18 protein-coding genes are annotated in these 17,323 nt (G+C 58.9%); 10 read left to right on the top strand and 8 right to left on the bottom strand.

What is annotated here, in order from left to right; all coding sequences use genetic code 11:
* Nucleotides 1-129 precede the first annotated feature (129 nt).
* Complete coding sequence (locus P1M51_RS18470; protein ID WP_276275062.1) at nt 130-1,170, bottom strand: DUF1616 domain-containing protein; 1,041 nt, start codon at nt 1,168-1,170, stop codon at nt 130-132.
* Between the two features lie 59 nt (nt 1,171-1,229).
* Complete coding sequence (locus P1M51_RS18465) at nt 1,230-3,362, bottom strand: hypothetical protein (protein ID WP_276275061.1); 2,133 nt, start codon at nt 3,360-3,362, stop codon at nt 1,230-1,232.
* Nucleotides 3,363-3,465: 103 nt separating this feature from the next.
* Between P1M51_RS18465 and P1M51_RS18460 the strand changes: the two genes are divergently transcribed.
* From P1M51_RS18460 to P1M51_RS18450, 3 genes are all read left to right on the top strand, one after another.
* Nucleotides 3,466-4,890: a DUF58 domain-containing protein gene (locus P1M51_RS18460; RefSeq protein ID WP_276275060.1), complete on the top strand. Its 1,425-nt coding sequence runs from the start codon at nt 3,466-3,468 to the stop codon at nt 4,888-4,890.
* 5 nt (nt 4,891-4,895) lie between these two features.
* Nucleotides 4,896-5,546 (top strand): sensor histidine kinase KdpD, encoded by a 651-nt coding sequence (locus P1M51_RS18455; RefSeq protein WP_276248654.1) that lies wholly within the window; start codon nt 4,896-4,898, stop codon nt 5,544-5,546.
* 72 nt (nt 5,547-5,618) lie between these two features.
* Nucleotides 5,619-5,966: an Lrp/AsnC family transcriptional regulator gene (locus tag P1M51_RS18450; protein WP_276275059.1), complete on the top strand. Its 348-nt coding sequence runs from the start codon at nt 5,619-5,621 to the stop codon at nt 5,964-5,966.
* A 557-nt stretch (nt 5,967-6,523) separates the two neighbouring features.
* Here the strand turns inward: P1M51_RS18450 and P1M51_RS18445 are convergent.
* Nucleotides 6,524-7,168, bottom strand: a complete 645-nt coding sequence (locus P1M51_RS18445) for a DUF998 domain-containing protein (protein WP_276275058.1) — start codon at nt 7,166-7,168, stop codon at nt 6,524-6,526.
* Nucleotides 7,169-7,395: 227 nt separating this feature from the next.
* Here P1M51_RS18445 and P1M51_RS18440 point away from each other — a divergent pair, with 227 nt between their 5' ends.
* On the top strand, nt 7,396-8,187 hold the full coding sequence (locus P1M51_RS18440) for a 2-oxo acid dehydrogenase subunit E2 (RefSeq protein WP_276275057.1): 792 nt from the start codon (nt 7,396-7,398) through the stop codon (nt 8,185-8,187).
* 264 nt (nt 8,188-8,451) lie between these two features.
* Nucleotides 8,452-9,327 carry a hypothetical protein gene (locus tag P1M51_RS18435; protein WP_276248658.1) on the top strand — a complete coding sequence of 292 codons (876 nt, stop codon included), beginning with the start codon at nt 8,452-8,454 and terminating at the stop codon, nt 9,325-9,327.
* Nucleotides 9,328-9,385: 58 nt separating this feature from the next.
* Here P1M51_RS18435 and P1M51_RS18430 read toward each other — a convergent pair whose 3' ends face one another.
* Complete coding sequence (locus P1M51_RS18430; protein ID WP_276275056.1) at nt 9,386-9,625, bottom strand: hypothetical protein; 240 nt, start codon at nt 9,623-9,625, stop codon at nt 9,386-9,388.
* A 209-nt stretch (nt 9,626-9,834) separates the two neighbouring features.
* Nucleotides 9,835-10,383: a hypothetical protein gene (locus P1M51_RS18425; protein ID WP_276248659.1), complete on the bottom strand. Its 549-nt coding sequence runs from the start codon at nt 10,381-10,383 to the stop codon at nt 9,835-9,837.
* A gap of 73 nt (nt 10,384-10,456) precedes the next feature.
* On the opposite strand from P1M51_RS18425, the gene P1M51_RS18420 reads away from it, so the two are divergent.
* Both P1M51_RS18420 and P1M51_RS18415 read left to right on the top strand, forming a co-directional pair.
* Nucleotides 10,457-10,630 carry a hypothetical protein gene (locus P1M51_RS18420; RefSeq protein WP_276248660.1) on the top strand — a complete coding sequence of 58 codons (174 nt, stop codon included), beginning with the start codon at nt 10,457-10,459 and terminating at the stop codon, nt 10,628-10,630.
* Nucleotides 10,631-10,765: 135 nt separating this feature from the next.
* Complete coding sequence (locus P1M51_RS18415; RefSeq protein ID WP_276248661.1) at nt 10,766-12,640, top strand: hypothetical protein; 1,875 nt, start codon at nt 10,766-10,768, stop codon at nt 12,638-12,640.
* Between the two features lie 236 nt (nt 12,641-12,876).
* Here P1M51_RS18415 and P1M51_RS18410 read toward each other — a convergent pair whose 3' ends face one another.
* Both P1M51_RS18410 and P1M51_RS18405 read right to left on the bottom strand, forming a co-directional pair.
* Entirely contained in the window at nt 12,877-13,305 is a 429-nt protein-coding gene (locus tag P1M51_RS18410) for a hypothetical protein (protein WP_276249008.1), read from the bottom strand.
* Complete coding sequence (locus P1M51_RS18405) at nt 13,298-13,864, bottom strand: hypothetical protein (protein WP_276248662.1); 567 nt, start codon at nt 13,862-13,864, stop codon at nt 13,298-13,300. Before P1M51_RS18405 ends, P1M51_RS18410 begins: the two co-directional genes overlap by 8 nt.
* A gap of 151 nt (nt 13,865-14,015) precedes the next feature.
* Here P1M51_RS18405 and P1M51_RS18400 point away from each other — a divergent pair, with 151 nt between their 5' ends.
* The 3 genes from P1M51_RS18400 to P1M51_RS18390 all read left to right on the top strand — a co-directional run bounded on the left by P1M51_RS18400 (nt 14,016) and on the right by P1M51_RS18390 (nt 15,949).
* Nucleotides 14,016-14,738, top strand: a complete 723-nt coding sequence (locus tag P1M51_RS18400) for a class I SAM-dependent methyltransferase (RefSeq protein ID WP_276248663.1) — start codon at nt 14,016-14,018, stop codon at nt 14,736-14,738.
* Nucleotides 14,739-14,895: 157 nt separating this feature from the next.
* Entirely contained in the window at nt 14,896-15,441 is a 546-nt protein-coding gene (locus tag P1M51_RS18395; protein ID WP_276275055.1) for a hypothetical protein, read from the top strand.
* 169 nt (nt 15,442-15,610) lie between these two features.
* The gene (locus P1M51_RS18390) at nt 15,611-15,949 is read left to right on the top strand and encodes a hypothetical protein (protein WP_276248665.1); all 339 of its coding nucleotides are present in this window, start codon (nt 15,611-15,613) and stop codon (nt 15,947-15,949) included.
* 61 nt (nt 15,950-16,010) lie between these two features.
* Here P1M51_RS18390 and P1M51_RS18385 read toward each other — a convergent pair whose 3' ends face one another.
* Complete coding sequence (locus tag P1M51_RS18385) at nt 16,011-17,102, bottom strand: phosphotransferase family protein (RefSeq protein WP_276248666.1); 1,092 nt, start codon at nt 17,100-17,102, stop codon at nt 16,011-16,013.
* Between the last annotated feature and the right edge of the window lie 221 nt (nt 17,103-17,323).

Genomic DNA, 17,323 nt, shown 5'->3' with positions numbered 1-17,323 from the left:
TATAACTCTTGTTACAATGACATGAAAATTACAGTGTACTGTGATATGTTTTTAGGGCAGAGTATCCGTATTAAAACAATTATACGATTGTACTATCCAGAAATTTTACTCCAGAAGCTTCAAAACCGACTACTGCGCCGACGTGACGTTCACCCACAGATGTAACTCCCGATACGAATTGTTCACCGTGGGCTCCGCAGGAGCCTCCCCATCGTACAGCAGAAACGCCAACCGCAACCGATCACCGGTCATCGTGGGGCGAACGTTGTACTCGGTCATCCACGTCTCGTTGTGGGGCAACCCAGTCTCGAACCGCCGTAACTCCCGCTCTTCCAACACCGTCGTCGAGTTGTTCTGCACCTCAACTCGCTGTAACTCCACCACCACTGTGTAGTTCTCCACCTCGTGTTCTTGATTCCCGATGCCAATCACGACAGGTTTCGACTCCCCACGCACGAACTCAGTGGGATAATCAGCCGCAACGTAATCTCCCGTCTCGTTCTCGGTCAACAGATAAAACTCCGTGAACTGCTCCCCTTCCTTCGGAACGGCCACAGCAAACGTCACACTCCCCACCGCAATCACGACACTCAGCACCAACAGCACGTTCAGATACTTATCGAGCCGCGTCTCCGGGTTGAACAGCTCCTCGCGCCCACTCGCAAGCCACGTCTCGTAGGGAACCGAAAACCGTTCGTCCTCGGGCAACTCCCAACGACGAACCGCAGCCACCCCAACAGCCACGAGCGTAAACCCACTCACCGTCACAATAATCGGAACCAGTCGAATCCCCCACGGCGTGAAGTTCAACACGAGCCCAATCAACGGGACAATCGCGATGCTCAGGCCGAAGGAAAGCGCCACGCGCTCGATGCCGTCGATGCCACCGTCTCGCGAGAGCAACGAATCATCGTCCTCCTCGTTCCACCCATCCTCGTCCTCGACCACCGACTCACCTTCCTCTGGAAACAGCGCCGCGATGAACGCATAGCCCGGGAGGAACAGCACGAACGCGAGCCCGAACACCACACGAACGGGCGTATCCTTGACGACCGGGAGAAACACAGACAGATTCGTCAGCACGACGAAGACGGCGACTGCCGCGAGGTCCGCAGGCAGGTCGCGGACCGGACGTGGGAGGAGCAGCCACAGACTTCGGTCGTCAGCCATGTGAACTCTCCTAAACAGGAGAGCATCAAAAAGGAGTCGGTGTTAGCCAAACAGACAGGTCAGTCGGCCCGCGATTCCTGGCGCGACTCCGTGAGCTCCGCAGCAGCCGAGAGCGCCTGTTTTGCCACCGAGGCCGGAAGTGTGTCCGCGGCGAACGACGCCTGCTCGTAGGCCTCTGTGAGGTGCTGGAGCAACCGTCCTTCTGCCTCCCCGAGCTGGTCGCGACTGGCCACGAAGAACTCCCAGTGCGTGCGCGGAGAGTCGATGTGCAGTTTCTCGGCCAACCGCGTCCGGGCCAGACTGTAGGCCGTCATCGCGGCGTGGTCCGTCTCGCCCGCGTCGAGTTGCTCCTGTGCGACCGTGAGTGGTTCGGGCGTGGGCTCCGCAGGCTCCACTGGCTCCGAGTCGTCAACGTCCGCAGCGACAGCCACAGCCGCGTCTTCTCCAGCTGCACTCTCTGAGTCCCCATCACCCGAACGAAGGTCCCGAACGAACGCGAATACACGGTCGCGATGATAAACGAGCACGACCACCAACACGAGCGCGAGGAAGCCAACGAGGTCGAGTACGGCGTCGGTCGTATTGCCGAACAGGTTCTGGACGGGTCCTCCAGCCCCACCACTCGAACCTCCTGCGACCAGTGCAACCTCATCCTCCGCGGCAGAAGCTTCGAGGTTCGTCCCCTGCCCGTCGAACCGGGCGACAAGCGCGACGGTCGCGTTCTCCTCGGCGACACCGGGCGCGTTCACCGTCTTCATGTACCGACCAGACCCATCTGTGACTGCCTCGCCAACCGTCGTCCCGTTCACCCGAAGTTCGACAGACTGATTCGCCACGGGACGCCCATCAGCCGTCCGCAGCACACCCGAGGCACGAACCGCACGCGGGCCGGCCTGCTCTCCGGAAACAGACAGTGTCGTGTTCGTCGTCGTCACCGTAATCGGCGCGGTGGCCTCACTGCTCGCGAGTGCTTGCTCAGTCAACGGCAGCGACGCCCGAACCGTCTGATTTCCGTCTTCGATGTCCGCAGGCAGCGCCGCTTCGAGTTCGTAGTTCCCCTCACCGTCGGTCTGCGTGCGTCCCACGGGAACCCCATCGACAGAGACGACCACGGGCACGTTCGGCGCACCAGTCTCCTCCACGGCGACCGACCCACGCACGGAGAGATTGTCGCCAAAGGCCACCGACTCTGGCTCTCGCGAGACGGTCATCTCGGAGTTCACCTGCTCGACGTCGACGGGCAGGGACGCCTGTGAGCCCCAGTACAGCGAGGTGTTGTTCGGCACGTAGCGAAGCGTCACCTCCGAAGTATCCAGCGCGAGCGTCGTCGGCCTGTAGGTCAACGCAAACTCCCCGTTCCCATCCGTCGTCGTCTCGACGGTCTGGCCCCCAATCTGGAAACGCACGGTCTGGTCTGCGAGCGCCTCCCCGTCCTCGGTCGTCAATCGCCCAGTCGCGTCGAGTGGGTCGAGAAACGAGATTTGCTCGTCTGCCGCCTCGACGGTCAGCGTCGTGTTCGTGAACTGCTCGACTTGCACCTCATCTGCGGTGTCCGTCACATTGGTGCGAATCGAATCCACCGTCGTCGCAGACTCATTCAAATTAACGTCCGTATTGTTCGAAATCGTCCCGTAGTTGCGGATGAGGTCGTCGCTCGTCGAATTCACATCCTGGGCGAGACGGTTGAGTTCGCGGGCGAGTTGCCGCGCTCGGTACACGTCCCCGCTCTCGCGGGCCTGCTCGTACTCGTCTTTGGTCTCGCGGAACTCCTGGACGTCGTTCGAGAGGTTCTGTTGCTGTTGGCGCGTCTCCTCGAACGCATCAGTCGCGTTGTCGTCGCGCTCGGTCTGTGTGTCGCCCGCGACGTCGACGTACTTGTCGAGCCAGTCGGGGTAATCTTCGTCCATTTGCTCACAGGCGTCGTAGTTCCCCACCTGCACGCCCTGGGTACAGTCGATGACGACGGTGCCCATGCGCCCCGCGAGCCAGCCCTGGAGGCGTTGTAAGTCCCCGGATTTGTTCAACTCGGCGGGATCCTCGTGGCGCAGGCTCGAATTGTTCGTCGGCGTTGGGGTCTCCTCCTGGGCGAGTGCCGTCCCGACCGCGGGCGCGACGCCAAGAATCGCCGGGCTCACGGTCGCACAGACGACCAGCAGGGCGAGACAGAGTGCACGGGGAGACCCACGAATCACGAGTGCATCCTCACAGTCGAGGATAAAACGTCTTCTGCTCGGACTTTCTCGCTCCGTGACGGGACCAGTATCTTCAACTATCGGCCCCCTCTCTGTCTGCGTAATGCAGGTCACGCGCCGGTTCGTCGAGGTGTCTGCTCTCGGTGGATTCCTCGCCCTCCTCGCGGTCGTCGCCGACCAGCCGTGGTTCCTCCTCGGGGCCGCAGGCGTCGGCGCGTGGCTCCTCGCCAAGCAGTACGTCTTTCTTCGGGCGCTCGTCAAAACCGAAGAGACGCTCACCGTAGACCAGCGCGTCTCTCGCTCGCGAACTCCAACCGACCAGCCCGTACAGGTCACGCTCACCGCGACGCGCACCCAACGGACCCCGCTCTCGCTCACCGTCGAGGCGAATCCTCCCCTCACGGCGACCGGTTCGTCTGCCCCCGAGCGAGCACTGGATATCTCGACGGTCGAACGCGCCAGCACCACTTTCGACGTCGAGTGGGGCGTCGCCGGCCGCTTCGAGTTCGACGCGCCCACGCTCACCGCGACCGACGACCACGGCCTCTTTCGCGAAACCCTCTCGCGTGGGCCACAGCTCACGGTGACGGTCGAACCCCGCACGCCTACGAACCTCCACGTCGGGCAGGGCGGCGTCGAGACGGCTGCGGCCTACGGCGAGCACAAAGCCGGAAAGAGCGGCACCGGCCTCGACCCCGCAGAACTCCGCGAGTACCAGGCGAGCGACGCGGCCCACGACATCGACTGGAAGGCAACCGCACGGCTGAACAGCCCCTTTGTCAGGCAGTACGAGGCAGAAACCGACCGCACGATGGCCCTGCTCCTCGACCACCGGGGGACGATGGCCACGGGCCACGAGGGCGAGCGAAAACTCGACTACGTCCGCGAGGTGGCCGCCTCGTTCGTAGCCAACGCGAACCAGTACAACGACCACATCGGCCTCTATACCGTCGGCGACGGAGGCGTGACGAACGCTGACGCGCCCGCGTCGATGGCGAGCCACTACCGCGCCATCCGGTCGTGGCTATTCGACTTAGAACCCACGGAGGCGGACACAGGAAGTGCAACTCACAGCCACGACCCCGCGACCGCACGTCAGCAGGCGAGCCAGCTTTCAGACGACGACTCCGCGTTCGGACAGACGCTCCACCCCTACTTCGCGAACACTACGACCTACATCCAGCGTATCGATTCCGACCCCCTGTTCGCCACCGCCCGCACGCACATCAGGCGGCTCAAAGGAACCGTCTGGACGGTCATCCTCGCCGACGACTCGAATCCGGTCGAACTGCGTGAAACCGTAAAACTCGCCCAGCGCGGCGACGACCACGTTCTCGTGTTCCTCACGCCCACCGTCCTGTTCGAACCGGGCGGCCTCGCCGACATGGAAGCCGCCTACGAACGCTACGTTGAATTCGAAGACCTGCGCCGCGAACTCTCGAATCTCTCGCGGGTCGAAGCCTTCGAGGTCGCACCGGGCGACCGACTCGCTGCGCTGTTGACCACTCGGCGACAGGCGCGGGCGTGAACGGCATGACCGTCATCCGCGGATGTGCGGAACATCTGGTCGAACGACTCGACTCGGGCGAGGACCGCAGGCACGCAGAAACCATCGTACGGTGGTCGAACGATGTCGTCGATATCGTCCAACGGGTATCCACGATTATCCAGACGGTGATTGGGAGTTCGACGGTCCCACTGACGAGCGTCAATCTCTCAGAGCGAATCGATGAAGAGGTGACACGCGTGCGCTCGACATATCCGGACGTGACCTTCGAGACGGACGTTCCTCCCGACGTCCACGCGAGAGGAAACGACTTGCTGAGTGAGGTCATCGGAAACGTCCTCACGAACGTCATTCGCCACAACGATACGGAGAAACTCCAGGTGACCGTGACCGTCGAAACGGACGAACAGCTGGGAACCGTCAGGACACGAATTGCCGATACGGGAACGGGAATTGCAGACGACCAGAAGGAGGCCGTGTTTCGCCGTGGTCACTCGGGTCGACCGAGCGGTGGGTTCGGACTATTCTTCGTCGACACGATGGTGCGCGCCGTCGGCGGTGACGTATGGGTCGAAGACAACGACCCGACTGGAGCCGTCTTCGTTATCGAACTGCTACAGGAGGACGCAGAAAACACGCCTGCAGAACCCACACCAAACGAAGCTCCCCTCTTTTGACCGCGTACGCTTGAAAGCACGGGGCGAACGCCACCAACGTTCATGTGGGTGGGCACTCATTCAGAACCATCGATGGCGCCGGAAACCAACCCCGATACCCAGTACGTCCTCGACGACGTCGACCGCGGTGTCCTCTACGCACTGCAGCGAGACGCCCGAAACACCACCGCAAGCGAGATTGCAGCCGAAGTCGGCGTCTCTGCGAGTACCGTTCGCAACCGCATCGCCAATCTCGAAAATCACGGCATCATCGAAGGGTACAACCCAAAACTCGACTATGAAAAGGCCGGGTTTACCCTCCGCACCCTGTTCGTCGCCACCGCGCCCGCCCGTGACCGAAACACACTCGCAAAGCAGGCACTGTCGGTACCCGGCGTAATCGACGTTCGTGAGATGCTCACGAGTCAGCGCAATCTCTAAATCGAAGCAATCGCGACGAACACGAGCGACCTCGCAGAGATGACTAACAAGCTCACTGACCTCGGCCTCGAGCTGCTCAGTTCAGAAATCGTCGCCAACCATTACGCACAACCCTTTGGCGAACTGGAATTTTGAATTCCCGACGCATTTATATTTTTCACAGTATTTAGCTGTTGAATAAACAGTTTAACCGTCGGTTTTGGCGCGTACGATAACATATCAGCTGTGGATACACCAACATATATCCCCTCACAAGACATGTGTAGTACCCGGACAGGGGCCAACCGAGGGGGAAGGGGGGAGAAACTCCGGGGTTCCACGAATCACCGCACCTGGTTGGGGAGGTGTGGCGATTGGGAGTGCCGGGCCTCTGTCCTGCAAAATACACAGGACGGTTTAGTATGGTGTTGTATTTTAATAAATTCTTCGGCCAATGGTCCAGGAATTCGTCACGGAAAGAGTATGTGAATCGACAGCATGCTCACGTTTCGCCGCATGTTGTCTTCTGAGAAATAGGACGATTCTGGAGCGAGAGTTGGATTAGTCAGTCTCAAAAATCAATTTGGTTGTACGGCACTAGAATCCGTGCCGAAGAGGTACCCACCGAGTGCGACCATCCAGAGCATGACTGGATAGACAATCATGCGCTCGGTCCCTCCGTGGCCGATCGGACCGAACACGGCCGTGTTTCCGGCGTCGCCAATCGCCATGAGGACGACGAAAACGAGTCCGAGAATCCCGGCAAGCAGAGACAACACCCGCATCGCACCCGTGAGTCGAGTAGCGCTCCCAATCGCCTGGAGATTGAAGAACAGGAACGCAACGAGCGCGAACAGACCGTGTAGCCCACCCGTGTCGAGCGGGAAGACGCCCGCGCCGAGTGCACCGATGCCGGCAACCGTAAAGATGGCCAAGAGCCAGCGCTTCCCGTGAATTCGATAGAAGAAATACCCGCCGACGATGTTGAATATCCCGACCACGACGAGCGAGGCGTTGAAGAGGAGCGCCGTCTCCGAGATGACCCCGAGGTCACTGATTGCAGCCGTATTGAAGTTGTAGCCGGGAGCCATCGCCGCGGCGAGCATGATGACCGTCATGAACTGAGCGGCGAGCACGAGGAAGAAGCCGCCAGCGAGTTGTCTGCTGTCTGCGGCCAGTCCACGAATCGTCATCGGTTGGTCGAATGTTTCTACGTCTGCCATGGAATGTTCACCGTGTATAGCTTGGCTCGCCCTGTCCATCACTTGCGCCGACGAATCCCACCAGGAGAGACTGTCCACGGGCGGCACTGTCACGAGTTCGATGCCGGGATCTGGTCGGGGTTTGAGACCCAAGCACTGAATCCCAGTAGACTGCATCGCGCGTCGAACGGGTTCGAACGGGTGTGACTCGCATCAAGGTGGATGCTGCTCGCCGACGTATGACCGCTATGTACAAACGGGATGGGCAGATCGAACCGGTCTCCGCTCGTCGCGAGCTGACGGCCGAGTACATGCGAATAGCGAGTCGGCGAAGCAACGTCCACGGCCTGGTCGAACTCGATGTGACCGAGGCAAGACGTCGCATCCAAGCAATCGAGGAGGAGACAGGAGAACAACTCTCGTTCACCGCATTTCTCGTCTACTGTTTCGCGCAGGCAATCGAAGACCACCCGCACGTGAACGCGTACGTCGATTGGCGAGGGCGACTCCACACGTTCGACGACGTCGACGTGAACGTGCTCGTCGAGAAAACCGTGGATGGCGACAAGCGAGGCATCCCGCACGTCGTCAGAGCAGCGAACCGTCGGTCGCTGCAATCGATTCACGAAGAGATACGAACCACACAGAACGCACAGCCAAGGTCTCGACAGTCACGGGGGGAATCGCTGGCGCTACGACTGCCGAGCGTCGTCACGCGCCAAATGTGGCGGCTCCCGCAACTGTTCCCACGGCTGTGGAAGAATCTCGCGGGCACCGTTGAGGTGACCTCGGTCGGCATGTTCGGGACGGGCGGCGGTTGGGCAGTCAGCCCAACGAACTACACGGTGCAGTTGACGGTCGGGGGTATCGCCACGAAACCAGGCTTCGTTGACGGAGAGGTCACCCCCCGAGAGTATCTCAGCCTCACCGTGACCTTCGACCACGACGTCGTCGACGGTGCGCCCGCTGCCCGCTTCGTCCAGCGGCTGGGCGAACTCATCGAAGACGCCCACGGACTCCAAACAGAGACGGGGACCTGACGTACCACCTGATGGACCCCTCGTCGGTGCGCCGGGCGGACGCTGGACGAAGACGTGTGGGGCACGTATTCTCCCCGTTTGAGAATCAGATGTTCGATTATTGCCGAGGACGTGCTACCTCCTAGTGGAGAACGCTATGGCATCGATTCGGGTATTCGTCGGGTTCAAGAACGGTCAGATTGCCACGGGCACAGACGTCGCGACGGTCGGTGCCCAACCCCGCAGCACCATCACGCAAGGTGCAAGCGTAACGGAGCGCTGCTGATGACGCAGGCGCAGGTTTCGGTTCCGCGGTCGGCGCTGCTCGCGTCGCTCGCGACCCTCGCGCTCACGGTCGTCGCGACGGTGGTCGGCCTGTTCGTTCCCGGGTTTTACCGCGACGCACCGGTCCTCATACCACAGGTGTACGGCCAGGACCTCCTGACGCTCGTGGTAGCCGTCCCAGCGCTCTCAGTCTCCCTATACTTCACCACACGCGGGTCGCTGCGAGCCTACATCGTCTGGCTCGGCGTAACCGGATATCTCCTCTACACCTACGCCTCTTATGCGTTCATGACGGCGTTCAACGAGCTGTACCTCGTCTACGTTTCGCTACTGTGGTTGACGCTATTTGCGTTCGTCGGCGGGATGATGCGCCTCGATGCGTCTGCGGTGAAACGGGCAGTTGGCGACCAATCGGTCCGGGTGTACGTCGCGTTCCAGCTCTTGCTCGCCGTCCTCGTCGGTGGGCTTTGGCTGGCAGAGATTCTCCCGGCCACGTTCGCGGGGACAGTTCCACCGAGTATCGCTGAAACGGGCCTTCCCGTAAACGTCATCTACTCGCTCGACCTCGGCGTCGTCCTCCCCGCGTTTGCCCTTGCTGCCTACTGGCTGTGGCGAGGGCGCACCTGGGGCTACGCGCTCACGGGCGTCCTCCTCGCGAAAATCGTGACGCTCGGCGGCGCGGTGCTCGCGATGATTGCCTTCATGATTCGCGACGGGCAGGCGGTTCCCCTTCCACAACTGGTCATCTTCGTCGTCTTGACCGTGGTGAGCGTCGTGCTGATGGTTCGGTTTATCCTGTCGATAAAAGTAGACCGTACATCAGTCACGGCGGCGTCGAATGACGAACTCGTCGGTGAACCACCGAGGCCCGTATAAATCGTCTGTCTCTGGAGCGTGACTCACTTCCTTCGCAAGTGACTGGCTTACCACTTTACTACTCCGTCGTTTTCTTGAGTGCAGCTGGAAGCCGATTCAGACAGATTTCGAGAAAACTCACCGGTGCTTCGACCTCGATATGCCCCGGTTCATGGACAGGCTCTTCATCCACTTCGTACTGAAAATGTGTCGTTCCAAGGTCGGGATGGTCGTCATCCTTGTGCCACCCGAGGCTCACCGCATCATCGGCCCACTGCACGCGCTGGACGTCTGTCCCTTCTCGCGGTCGCCATAGCACTTCCACGTTTGCCGCTGGTCGTGGAAACGACGTTCCCAAGAACATCTCGACGTCGACGTCCGCGACAACCGACCGCGGACGAAGTCGAGACGGCTCATACCGAATAGCAGAGAATCCAGGAACGTTCTCCATTCGTTCCTTGAGTCTTCGAAGTCCTTCACGCCGGGTGAACCCTCGACCACCAGCAAGAAAAACCACCATCTGCGCAACTACCGTTCCTGAGAGAGGGTTTTCGAGCCACCCGAACGTGACTCCACGTCCAATGTCGTCAGCGAACTCTGGAGACTGATTGCGAGTTGAATCGATTCACGAATCTCGATGTTGTACTCCCATTCGTCGATGACGTCGAGCCGCTCGCGACGCTCTGCACCGGTGAGATCCTCACGTCCGATGCTCTGGCGTAACTCCGCGAGTGAATCGACCTCGTAGGTCTCTTTCCACGCGTCAAGTTCGTCACCGATTGCGTTGAGTTCCTGCGTCAATTCGTCGACGGTGTGCGTTTCCGCTAACTGACGGACTTCACGGAGGAACTGGGTGACACTATCGGGCTTATAGCTCGTTCCGTTGTTCGTTTCAATTCGTTCGAGGTCTCCTTGATCGACCATTCGCTCAAGATATTTGACGGCTGTATCACGCGAAACGGCGGCTTCGTCAGCGATCCACCCTGCGTTGCGCGGCTCTGTCCGCGTTATCGCAACGTGGCGGACGCGCTCTGCGGCATCCATCCTGTCGGGCCACGCCGGTTCATTTTCACTCATTGGTGGTACGTTCGTCCCTGTAATACTAATATGTTCGCGCTAGAACTAATTATTTCTCATCCGTAACTGTTTCATGATTCGCGATGAGCAGGCCGTCGCGCTCCCACAACTGGTCAACTCCTACGCGTTGACCGGAGTGAGCGTCGTGCTGATGGCACGATTCATCCAGTGGGTCGATAGAGACCGGTCATCAGTCATGGCGAGGCCGGGGGACGAACCGGCTCCTGGGCCGGCGAAGCCTGCGTGAGTTCCAACGTCAAAATTTATCGCGTAAATGGAAATGCTCGGATTGAAACTGCGCCAGACAAGCCAATGAATGGCCCGTGCCACAACCTGACATTAGACCAGACACATTTTCTACTCCACGCAGTGTAAGGTATTCATGTCCGGAAATCCATCGCTGGCCGAGTTGATGGCCACTGCAGAGCGTGAACCGGAGGCTGTTGATATCCCTGCCCTCTGTCGCTATCTTTCCTCAGACGAGTACGAAGTCACTTCTCAGGCCCACGACATCCGCACACTCGTCACCAACACCGTACCCAACCCCATACCGGTAGCCGAATCACTTATCGAGATTATCGAATCGTCTGAGCACAACATCGCACTAACCGCGGCTGAGATGCTCTCCCGCCTCGTCAGAATTTGGCCACAGGAACTCGCCCCTCGAATCACCGATCTCCTGACATCGACCGACGTCCGAATTCGAGCGGTTGGGGTGAATACCTTCGGGAACGGAGCTGCCGGTGCATTTGTGCCGTATATCGACATGCTTGCGAAACGGCTGACAGACGACGACCTCCGAGTCGCTGCGTACGCCCTTGGAAGCCTCACCTCACTCGCTCGTCACTACCCGGAACGGGTCGCACCACACCTCGATGCAGTCGTCCCCTTTCTCGATGAACGCTGGTTCCCGAGCGAGGCCGAACGATTCAACGGCGTCTACGCGGCTCTTCCGGATGAGCCGGACGGAACACCGCCAAAGCGGCTCGTAAGAGGCATCCCACATCCTCACAGAGATGCACTCTCCTTACTCAGACTTGTTGGCTCGACTCGACCAAACACACTCACACCGGTTGTCTCGCGCCTCCACGAACTCGTTGTGTCAATGCCGGCGGCCGAACTCGACTACGAATCGTTCATACGGATTCTTGGCGATGCGCTTCGAGCTGACGTTGAAGTGGCTGATACCCGAAGCTCCGAACTCATTCCAGCGCTGCGAACGCACGCGGAGTCGGATGAGCGAGGTCGACGGATTTCTGCCCGAAGATTGCTGTCGGAGCTTGGATACGAGGTCGACCATCCACCTGCTTTCGAAGTGCCTCCGATGGCAACCCGTAATCGTCCCGTCCAGCCCGATGATGAGGAGTTTCTCAGGAACATCGACATCGAAATAGACATGGGGACTATCGAACTGGACGACATTATCGAACGCCTGCACTGTGTTGATTCTGACGTACGCGATACCACCGCCTGGGGATTGGAATGTGGCTACATTGGCTACCTCGACGAGCTCAACGACCGGGGTCCGACACTCCTGTCGCTCTTCGACGAACCGGACGAGTGTACCCGCGGGCATCTGTTCACCACAATCGGTGCAGTAGTCCAGGCTTATCCTGAGGAGTGGACGCCCCCACTTCTCGAACTTACGACCCACGCTGACGTGAAAATTCGAGCAGCAGCCACTGGACAGCTTGCGAATGTTGCGAGCACATATCCAACACTGCTCTTCGAACATATCGAGACAATCACTACCCGACTAGACGATGAACCCGAAGTTATGGCGGCAGCCTTCCGTGTGCTCGGGAGCTACGCACAATTCGCTCCTACTGTCGTGTCGAAGTACGTTGCCGATGCATCAGCTGTGCTCTCGACGGTGACACTGACCGATGAGCTCGAAGGTGAGGAGACTGTCCAGTCTGTATTGCGGTTCCTCCTTTCGCTCGCGAAGGTCCAGCCAGCGGCAATCGTCCCTGCGATCGATGCGGTCAGTGCAATTGTCACCGAGTTAGCAGGGCCTGAAACCATCGCAAACCGGGCTCTGGGGTATCGACGGTCCCCAGAAGAACACCTCACAATGACTCCTGCTGACTTCGTGTTGGAAGCCGCTCTTGAGGTGTGTACGTGGGTCGGGAAGCACGACCCAGACGCAATTTCCCCCGTTCGACCAGCTGCAACCAGGATTGTCGAGGGCCGTTACCATGGACAGGCACTCGCGATTCAGGTGCTGAGGACTGACAGCGCAAGTGCAGGTGGTTGAGGTCGTATTTGAGAGGAATTCGGCATCGAAGTGGGTACGGTCGAATTCGTCCTGACCATCACCTTCGAGGCGGATGACGGTACTTAGTTACCAGCGGCAGAGATTACGCGTTCCAATCGAGGAGTGGGTCATAGGACGTAGCGTCCTCGACGACCTCTTGGAGAGCGTTGACATCCTTCCCACCCTATAGAGCGAGGCTTTCTCCTTGACTTTCCGTAATTATCGATACGTGAGTTTCACTCCCAGAACGACCGAACACGCTCGTCTAACTCCGACAACACGAACGAAATCACTGCTCGCCAGTCATCAGCGAATGTCATATCATTACCTGGCGACGCGGCATCCGGCGGCGGGTGAAAATGCTCACGGTCGTTGTGTTCGTTCGGATGACGGTCCCACCGACACTCCCACAACGTTCCGTCACGATACTGCTCTGAATAATGGACATTGAAATCGTCCGTGTTGAACCACCGAATCCGAAGCGACGCTCGTTTCATACCAGCCGGGAAATAGCCGAGGTCATATTCAGCGACAACGGCATTTGGCGCAGCTGTCGGCCGATATTCAACCGACGAAAATCGAGTGCTCCCACGAAGGCGGCGGCCAATCCGCTCTAACACATCACTATCAATTCCACCAACAGTGACTTCATCGTCCTCACGCATCGACTCTTCCAGTTCGCCCACCTCGTCCTTCGTCACGACGAGCGGCATCAAGTAACGTCGCACGCTCCTCGAGCGACTTCCAGTTAGATACTTCCTCCCAGATATCCTCGACCGACCCCTCACGGCTTGCGTCAACCAACGACACCTCGTCAGGCGACTCCACCCCAAAGCGGTCTCGATATGCTTCCATCGCGTCAAGCGTTTCCGTGAGTTGCTCGACAATCTCAGCCTCGGAATACTGCTGGCGGAGTTGCTCAACTCTATGCCATTTCAGGTAGGACTCATTGCGCTCATACCGCACTGGGCGTCCAGACAGTTCGTGGACGATGCCCATCTCAGCAAACCACTGTAGATAGTCACGAGCCGTCTCCGTGTCACAGTCCACTCGTTCAGCGATCGACGATACCTTTGTTGGCTCCCGCAACTGGACAATCACATCAAGCATCCGTTCTCGAATTGGCCCAGCCTTCAGAACCTCGTCTGGAGACTCCCAGTCATCGAAGTTCGGTGGTTCCTCCCCCTCACCAGGTATTCCCTCCGGCGTATCAGTCACATCCATACTTGACCATCTCGTACATGCACCAACGAGTTTCTCTGCAATATATCTACTGTAAACTGTATTATTTCTGTTTATGGTGCTGGGCTCGAGGATGAATCCGCCAGGAGGACAGCCACCTACATTAATCTACGAATGACACAAACGCCAGTTCATGTCTCCCGATGAGAGTCCCACCGTCGAGGCCGCCTACGATAAATTGGCAGCGACGTACACGACGCAGGAAGACGACCCCTACTGCGCAGATTTCGAGTTCCCGGCGATGAAGGACCTCATTCCGGACGTCGCGGGCAAGCGAATCCTCGATGCGGGTTGTGGACACGGGCGGTACGCAGACTGGTTAGTCGAACAGGAAGCGGACGTCCTCGCTGTCGATGCAAACGCCAAGATGCTCGAACAAGCGCGGCGACGACTCGGCGACCGAGTAGCGATTCGCCAGGCAGATATCACCGAACCGCTCGAGTCCGTCGACGACGGCACGTTCGACGGCGTGGTGTGCGGCCTCTCGCTCCACTACGTCGAAGACTGGCGGCAACCCTTCAGCGAGTTCGCTCGCATCCTCAAACCGGGTGGCTTTCTCGTCTTTTCAGCCCAGCATCCCGTCGACGAGTACATCGCGTTCGATGCCGAGAACTACTTCGAGACCGAACAGCACCGGATGACGTGGGAGGCTTCGGGCGAGGAAGTCGAGGTGCCGTTCTATCGTCGCCCGCTTGCTGAGGCAATCAATCCACTCCTCGAAACCGGGTTTGTACTGGATGAGCTGGTCGAGCCAACGCCGCAGGCGTCGTTCAAAGACAAAAATCCACAGTCTTACGAGAAACGACTGCGCTACCCGACGTTTCTGTGTGTTCGGGCGTCGAAGGCCGAAGTTTGAGGCGGAAAAGAAACGGACAGCGGGTAGTTCCGAGGGGCCTGACTCCGAGGCGCGTGAGTTTCGAGACGGCAGGTGGAAATCAAGCACCCTTGATTATTCAAGAGTGTACAAAGATATTTGAGAGATAGTCGCGAAGACAGAAATAGAGGTAGCAAATATGGGGGAATCACCAAGGGTTCAGTCGTGGTCTGAGACGATGAGTGCACGAGAGCGGATTCGTGCAGTGGCAGAATCGATGCGCGAGCCTCGGTCCGTCAACTGGGTCAGTGAGCAAGCGAACGCCGCGTGGAGCACGACGAACGAGGAACTCCAAGAACTCGTGGAGCAAGGCCGACTACGCCGTGTCGAGGTCGGTGAGACGGCTCGCTACCAACCAGATTTTACGCGACTGCTGTTCGATGAAATCCGCACACTCATCGAGGAGAACGCTCGCGAAGAACTTCGAGATGAATTGACAGCAATCACCGAAGAAATCGAAGAGTGGCAGGCGAGGTACGCTGTCGAGACGTGGGAAGAACTCGAACAGTCGCTCGCAGATGGTGACCTATCGAGTAGTGAGCTCCGCGAACGGCGCGACGTTATTGCAGTTTGGCGTGAAAACGAACAGGACAGGCAACTCATCAAGCACGCACTGGCATTGTATTCCGACGTGGAAGCCGCTCGCGAGCAGATGTCAAATGCAACTGACCGGGTGACAAGCTAATCGCTAATTTTCTCAATCGATGATATTCCTTGCAGGTCGCGACCGCTATACGCAACGGTCATTGCTCCAAGAAATTCACGGTCGACTCTCGAAACAGGCAGGATGTGAAAATATCCGATATCGCCCTTCTCGAAGACGGCCCCGATACGTACTCGCTGAGATTGACACGGTGGCGTTCTTGGGCAAAACGTATCCAATAGAGAACGCTCAGTTGGAGATACGGTTTTGGTATCCTCCTGGTGGTGACCACGAGTATTATCGTATCAACTGGGTCGAACCAGAGCGCAACCTCATGCTTGGCTTTCATCAGGATGCAGACCACCCCGAATTAGGCGAGTGTCACGTTCAGTTGGAATACGAAAACATCGAGGTCGACAGGTATGAAGTGGAATTCATCGACGCGCATCCGCTCGCCGTCCTCGACCAACGGCTCCAACAATTCCCAGTAGCATTGGAAGCAATTCAGTGGCAGGGCGGAAAACCATTACTAAGGGGATTTATCGATTAGTGCGTTCTAGCGCTCGTCAATCGTTTTACCGTCAACCTCGGTCAGTTCGGTGGATGAAGCTCTACCACGGGCTGCTTCCGACACCTATACGCCGAAGTCGCCGTTCCAGTTCTCGCTCAGCTCGAACCCGAAATTCTTCCTCGTCCAAATCCTCGACCACATCCGAACACGCCGCGTGAACGCGCCCGACTCGGGTGACCGCACCGATTGCGAACAGGTCCTTCATCGCGCGGAAATTCTCTGTCACCGACGCAGTTTCTGCATACCCCGACCATAGCGCCTCTCGAAGGTCGGCCCGCACTCGCTCGCTGGTGAACAGATTGACGATGGCCTCCTCGACCTCCCAGGCTTCTTTTGCCCGACAGCCAGCCGTGGCGTGTTCCCAGTCGAGCACGGCGCGAACGCGGTTGTCCTCGAAAATCAGGTTGTCCGGGGTGAAGTCGCCGTGAAGCAGGACTGGTCCCGTGTCGGGTTCGATGTCCGCGGCCGCGTCGGCGAAGCAGTCTGTTGCCCGCTCGGCCAGGTCGTCGACGGGTGAGCCCGAACCGTCGTCGAGATTGCTGGTGTACTCCTCGCGGTAGTAGTTCCGCCAATCGGTCACGCCCGAATCGACCCGCAGATTGCCAGCCTGTGAAACAGCCACGTCGCCGTAGTAATCGAATCGGGTTTCCGAATGAAGGAGGCCGAGTGTCCGGCCCATCTCCCGGACGAGCGTGCGCTTTGTGTCCCGCGAGAAGGATTTGAACTGCGAGATGCTCGTGAGTTCGTCGCCCGGGACGTACTCGACGATCGAGTACGGAACGTCCACCACGCTCGGGTCGCGTTCGACGGCGTACACCGCAGGAACCGGGAGTCGAGCAACCTTCGCGAGAGCGCGATACATGCCCGCCCCCTTCACGAGTGAGGTGGCATCGTCCGGAGCGAACTTGGCGACGTACCGCGCGTCGGTCTCCGGAATCGTGAACGTGTACGTGACGCCACCGTCGCCAGCCATGGAGTCCTCGTGGACGACGACCGAGTCGGCGCCTGGAAACGTCTCTTGTGCAACCTGTTCGACTGCTGTTCCGTCGACTCCCACCTTCAAGCGAACGTTCTCGTCACCGCGGTTCGCGGCTTCGATGAGTTCGTCTACGTACCCCAGACTCGCAAACACGAAGTGAACTGTCTGGTCGCCCGGTAAGTGTCTTCTCCCCGAAAGCGGACTCTGCCTGGTTGGAGCATCACACAGATGCAAGGAGGAAGCCCACGGCTTTAGCCGTAGGAGGAATCCGACACCATAGTCGTGCCCGAGAAACGGGAGAACGAAGACAGTCGCGTTGCTGCATTTGATGGACTCGTTACGCTGAATTGCCGCATCGAAATCCGCAGTATCGA

This window comes from Haladaptatus sp. QDMS2 (assembly GCF_029338295.1).
Lineage (GTDB): Archaea > Halobacteriota > Halobacteria > Halobacteriales > Halococcaceae > QDMS2.
The sequence above is the reverse complement of the archived record's forward strand: the minus strand, read 5'-3'. Positions and strand labels throughout refer to the sequence as shown.

What these genes read in the sequence shown, in the direction of transcription:
- P1M51_RS18400 (WP_276248663.1), top strand. Translation starts at nt 14,016, where the DNA reads ATGTCTCCCGATGAGAGTCCCACCGTCGAGGCCGCCTACGATAAATTG.
- P1M51_RS18410 (WP_276249008.1), bottom strand. Translation starts at nt 13,305, where the DNA reads ATGCGTGAGGACGATGAAGTCACTGTTGGTGGAATTGATAGTGATGTG.
- P1M51_RS18435 (WP_276248658.1), top strand. Translation starts at nt 8,452, where the DNA reads ATGACGCAGGCGCAGGTTTCGGTTCCGCGGTCGGCGCTGCTCGCGTCG.
- P1M51_RS18460 (WP_276275060.1), top strand. Translation starts at nt 3,466, where the DNA reads ATGCAGGTCACGCGCCGGTTCGTCGAGGTGTCTGCTCTCGGTGGATTC.
- P1M51_RS18470 (WP_276275062.1), bottom strand. Translation starts at nt 1,170, where the DNA reads ATGGCTGACGACCGAAGTCTGTGGCTGCTCCTCCCACGTCCGGTCCGC.
- P1M51_RS18415 (WP_276248661.1), top strand. Translation starts at nt 10,766, where the DNA reads ATGTCCGGAAATCCATCGCTGGCCGAGTTGATGGCCACTGCAGAGCGT.
- P1M51_RS18420 (WP_276248660.1), top strand. Translation starts at nt 10,457, where the DNA reads ATGATTCGCGATGAGCAGGCCGTCGCGCTCCCACAACTGGTCAACTCC.
- P1M51_RS18425 (WP_276248659.1), bottom strand. Translation starts at nt 10,383, where the DNA reads ATGAGTGAAAATGAACCGGCGTGGCCCGACAGGATGGATGCCGCAGAG.
- P1M51_RS18405 (WP_276248662.1), bottom strand. Translation starts at nt 13,864, where the DNA reads ATGGATGTGACTGATACGCCGGAGGGAATACCTGGTGAGGGGGAGGAA.
- P1M51_RS18450 (WP_276275059.1), top strand. Translation starts at nt 5,619, where the DNA reads ATGGCGCCGGAAACCAACCCCGATACCCAGTACGTCCTCGACGACGTC.
- P1M51_RS18445 (WP_276275058.1), bottom strand. Translation starts at nt 7,168, where the DNA reads ATGGCAGACGTAGAAACATTCGACCAACCGATGACGATTCGTGGACTG.
- P1M51_RS18395 (WP_276275055.1), top strand. Translation starts at nt 14,896, where the DNA reads ATGGGGGAATCACCAAGGGTTCAGTCGTGGTCTGAGACGATGAGTGCA.
- P1M51_RS18440 (WP_276275057.1), top strand. Translation starts at nt 7,396, where the DNA reads ATGTACAAACGGGATGGGCAGATCGAACCGGTCTCCGCTCGTCGCGAG.
- P1M51_RS18455 (WP_276248654.1), top strand. Translation starts at nt 4,896, where the DNA reads ATGACCGTCATCCGCGGATGTGCGGAACATCTGGTCGAACGACTCGAC.